Source organism: Paenibacillus tyrphae (assembly GCF_027925525.1).
In the GTDB taxonomy this organism is placed as follows: domain Bacteria; phylum Bacillota; class Bacilli; order Paenibacillales; family NBRC-103111; genus Paenibacillus_G; species Paenibacillus_G tyrfis_B.
The window spans coordinates 1-582 of sequence record NZ_BSDJ01000096.1; the positions used below are offsets into that span (position 1 = coordinate 1).

Annotated in this window: 1 protein-coding gene; it reads left to right on the top strand. The window is 47.4% G+C overall.

Translation table 11 applies throughout. From position 1 onward, the window contains the following. Positions 1–582: transposase (locus tag QMG93_RS35005; RefSeq protein WP_281944520.1), on the top strand; the 582-nt coding region annotated here is incomplete at both ends.

The following is a 582-nucleotide window of genomic DNA, read 5'->3' on the forward strand; positions in this document are numbered from 1 at the left end:
ACCTTTATCGTCTCTCAATGGAAAAAGAAGCTCAAACGAGCGAGCCTGAGCGCCGCTAAAGCCTTAATCGAATCGGCCAAGCGCTCTACAGGGCTCCCCGGATGCTCCATGTCTTCCAAGGTCTGCGTTCATCTGCTATTAACCCAGCTGGATTTCTTTCAGCAGCAGCTCAATGAACTGGAAGAGAAACTGGGAGTCCAGATTCAATTGATTCCAACCACATCTTCACTTCGTACGTTTAAAGGGATCGGCGATATGACGCTGGCTACCTTATATAGCGAAGCCGGTGATCTTAGACAATTCCAACACGGATCGCAGCTTCTTCGGTTGGCCGGTTTACATCTATCTGAGAATAGCTCGGGGCTTCGTAAAGGAGAAGTAACCATTACCAAACGCGGCAGATCCGGCCTTCGTCGCATCTTATATTTAACCGTTTTGCATCTAGTCGCTGCTAATCCAGAATTTAAAGCACTCCACGAACACAATAAGCATGTCAAGAAAATGAAGGGAATGCAGTCTTTGATGAAGCTTTGCGGAAAACTCGCTCGCATCCTTGTTGCCCTAGCAAAGGATAACCAAACG